Annotated in this window: 3 protein-coding genes; all 3 read left to right on the top strand. The window is 74.0% G+C overall.

The genetic code is table 11. The features are described 5' to 3' along the window. Positions 1 to 369: 369 nt before the first annotated feature. Positions 370 to 1902 (top strand): leucyl aminopeptidase, encoded by a 1533-nt coding sequence (locus tag ABZ914_RS48275; protein WP_500201345.1) that lies wholly within the window; start codon positions 370 to 372, stop codon positions 1900 to 1902. A 148-nt stretch (positions 1903 to 2050) separates the two neighbouring features. Further along, positions 2051 to 3445, top strand: coding sequence for a dihydrolipoyl dehydrogenase (lpdA, locus tag ABZ914_RS48270; protein WP_500201344.1), 1395 nt, complete (start codon positions 2051 to 2053; stop codon positions 3443 to 3445). A gap of 41 nt (positions 3446 to 3486) precedes the next feature. Then, positions 3487 to 3846 (top strand): biotin/lipoyl-containing protein (locus ABZ914_RS48265; protein ID WP_500201343.1); only part of this gene is annotated, 360 nt, incomplete at its 3' end.

Raw genomic sequence — 3846 nt, 5'->3', positions numbered from 1 at the left:
CGGTCGCCGAGCGGGTGTCGTCTCTCCTGGTCACGGCCATAAACCTACTAAAACGATGGGAATAGGTGAATAGGGGAGCCGTTGCGCCACCCCGAAAATCCGCGGCACCCGCGTGACCTGCGCGGACGCGCCCGGCCTCCGCCGTCCCGCCACCTGCCGCGCCGCCTTCGCGCACCCTCCCGGGCGCCTCCGCACCGCGCCCCGCGCCGACCCCGCGCCGACCCCGCACCGCCTCCGCACCGCCTCCGCCGGCCGGGCGGCCCGGCGCCCGGCCCCGCCCGGAGGCCGGGTGATCTTCCGGCGCCGCGCGCCCGCGTCCGCGCCCGCACGGCGATCCCGGCAGGCAGCGGCGAGGTTCCGGGCCCGGCAATGCTTGATCCAAAAGGGCGAAACCGGTCACCGGGAGGACTAACATCGGACTACGTGACGAGCATCGGACTTGACAGCGCAGACCTGGCCGGCCTCGACGTCGACGCCATCGTGATCGGAGCCGTCCCGGCGGACGCGGGGGCCGCGCCCGCCGCCGGCGCCGGGGACCTCGACCGCGCCATGGACGGGAGGCTCGCCGCGGCGCTCGGCGCCCTCGGCGCCACCGGCAAGCCCGGCGAGATCACCAAGCTGCCCACGCTGGGCGCCGTCACCGCCCCGGTGATCGTCGCCGCCGGGCTCGGCGAGGACCCCTCCGCCGAGGACCTGCGCCGCGCCGCCGGCGCCGCCGTCCGCGCGCTGGCCGGCTCCGGGAAGGTCGCGGTCGCGCTGCCCGCCCCGTCCGCCGCCGAGGCCGAGGCGGTCGCGCTGGGCGCGCTGCTCGGCGCCTACTCCTTCGACTCCTACCGGACCGGCGACGGCCACAAGAGCCCCGTCGCCGAGATCCGGCTCGCCGCCCCCGCCGCCACCGACGTGGCCGTGGAGCGCGCCCGCGTGCTGGCCGACGCCGTCAACCTGGTCCGCGACCTGGTCAACACCCCGCCGTCCGACCTCACCCCCGAGGACCTCGCCAACGAGGCCGAGCGGGTCGCCCGCGAGAGCGGCCTCGGCATCGAGGTCCTCGACGAGAAGGCGCTCGTCGACGGCGGCTACGGCGGCATCACCGGCGTCGGGCAGGGCTCGGTGAACCCGCCGCGCCTCGTCCGGCTCGCCTACTCCCACCCCGAGGCGTCCAAGACGCTCGCGCTGGTCGGCAAGGGCATCACGTTCGACTCCGGCGGCCTGTCCCTCAAGCCGACCGGCTCGATGGACTGGATGAAGTCCGACATGGGCGGCGCCGGCGCCGTCCTCGGCGCGATGGCCGCCATCGCCGAGCTGGCCCCGAAGGTCAACGTCGTCGGCTACCTGGCCATCGCCGAGAACATGCCGAGCGGCAGCGCCCAGCGCCCGTCCGACGTGCTGCGCATCTACGGCGGCAAGACCGTCGAGGTCCTCAACACCGACGCCGAGGGCCGCCTCGTGCTCGCCGACGCGCTGGTCCGCTCCGGCGAGGACTCCCCCGACCTGATCGTGGACGTGGCGACGCTGACCGGCGCGCAGCTGGTCGCGCTCGGCAGCCGCACCGCCGGGGTCATGGCCAACGACGACGACGTCCGTGAGAAGGTGGTGGCGGCGGCAGAGCGCGCCGGGGAGGCCTCCTGGGGCATGCCGCTGCCGGCCGAGCTGCGCAAGGGGCTCGACTCGGCGGTGGCCGACCTGGCGAACATCAGCGGCGACCGCTGGGGCGGGATGCTGGTCGCCGGCGTCTTCCTGAAGGAGTTCGTGCCGGACGGCGTGAAGTGGGCGCACCTCGACATCGCCGGCCCCTCGTTCCAGCAGGGCGAGCCCTACGGCTACACCCCGAAGGGCGGCACCGGGGCGGCGACCCGCACGCTCGTGCAGATCGCCGAGGACCTCGCGGCCGGGATCCTGTAGCGCCCGGCGGGGATTCCCCGGGGGCCGCCCGGCGGCGTCCGGAGCAGGACACAATAGATTTCTCGTGGCGGTGGGGGCCGTTGCAAGGCCGTCCCGCCCGAGAGCGCCGCGGCCCGCGCGGCGCCGTCTCCGGGAAAGGGAGCGTCCAGTGGCGAATAACGGCCCCTACGACATCGTGGTCCTGGGTGCCGGCAGCGGCGGCTACGCGTGCGCGCTGCGCGCCGCCGAACTCGGCAGGTCCGTCGCGCTCGTCGAGCGCGACGAGTCGCTCGGCGGGACGTGCCTCAACCGGGGCTGCATCCCCACCAAGGCGCTGCTGCACGCGGCCGAGGTGGCGGACCAGACCCGCGAGGCCGCGAAGTTCGGCGTCAACGCGGTGTTCGAGGGCATCGACGTCGCCGGCGTGAACGCCTACAAGGACCGGGTCGTCTCCACGACCGTCAAGGGCCTGACCGGGCTGATCAAGTCGCGCGGCATCGAGGTCGTGCACGGCGAGGGCCGGCTGACCGGCCCGACGACCGTCGAGGTCCGCACGCCCTCCGGCGAGACCCGCGCGCTGGAGGGCCAGCACATCGTGCTCGGCACCGGGTCGGCGCCGAAGTCGCTGCCCGGCCTGGAGATCGACGGCGAGCGCGTCATCTCCAGCGACCACGCGCTGCGGCTGGAGCACGTGCCCGGCTCGGTGATCATCCTCGGCGGCGGCGTCATCGGCGTGGAGTTCGCCAGCGTGTGGCGCTCGTTCGGCGCCGACGTCACCATCGTCGAGGCCCTCCCCCACCTGCTGCCGCTGGAGGAGGAGTCCAGCTCCAAGCGGCTCGAGCGGGCGTTCCGCAAGCGCGGCATCAAGTTCGAGCTCGGCACCCGGTTCGAGAGCGCCAAGGTCACCCAGGGCGGGATCTCCGTCACGCTGGAGGGCGGCAAGGTCGTCGACGCCGAGCTGCTGCTCGTGGCGGTCGGCCGCGGGCCGGTCTCCGACGGCATCGGCCTCGCGGAGGTCGGCGTCGAGCTGGAGCGCGGCTACGTCAAGGTCGACGAGTACTGCCGCACCAGCGTCCCCACCATCTCGGCCGTCGGCGACCTGGTCGCCACGCCGCAGCTGGCCCACGTCGGCTTCGCCGAGGGCATCCTCGTCGCCGAGCGGCTCGGCGGGCTCACCCCCGCGCCGATCGACTACGACGGCGTGCCGCGCATCACCTACTCCGATCCCGAGGTCGCCTCGGTGGGCATCACCTCCGCGGTGGCCCGCGAGCGCGGGTACGAGATCAACGAGGTCACCTACGACCTGGCCGGCAACCCCAAGAGCAAGATCCTGGGCACGCAGGGCGAGGTCAAGGTGATCGCGGCCGTGGACGGGCCGGTCCTCGGCCTGCACATGGTCGGCGCGCGCGTCGGCGAGCTGATCGCCGAGGGCCAGCTCATCTACAACTGGGAGGCCCTCCCGAGCGAGGTCGCCCAGCTGATCCACCCCCACCCGACCCAGTCCGAGGCGGTCGGCGAGGCGCATCTCGCGCTCGCCGGCAAGCCGTTGCACGTGCACGGCTGAACAACCGCGCACAGTATTTCTCTAAGGAGTCGCTGAGAGCCATGCCGGTCTCCGTCACTATGCCCCAGCTCGGCGAGAGCGTCACCGAGGGCACCGTCACCCGCTGGCTGAAGAAGGAGGGTGAGCGCGTCGAGACCGACGAGCCGCTTCTCGAAGTGTCGACCGACAAGGTCGACACCGAGATCCCCTCGCCCGCCTCGGGCATCCTGACCAGCATCACCGTCGCCGAGGACGAGACCGTCGAGGTCGGCGCCGAACTGGCCGTCATCGGGGACGAGGGCGACGCCCCGTCCGGCGCCCCCGCCCAGGAGCAGGCGCCCGCCGCGCAGGAGGCCCCCGCGCAGGAGCAGGCTCCGGCGCGGCCGGAGCCGCAGGAGGCTCCCCAGCAGCAGGCGCCGCCG

Origin of the sequence: Spirillospora sp. NPDC046719, from assembly GCF_040645715.1 — a bacterium.
Classification (GTDB): Bacteria; Actinomycetota; Actinomycetes; order Streptosporangiales; family Streptosporangiaceae; genus Spirillospora.
Note: the sequence above shows the minus strand (reverse complement) of the source record. Positions and strands in the feature narration are given on the sequence as shown.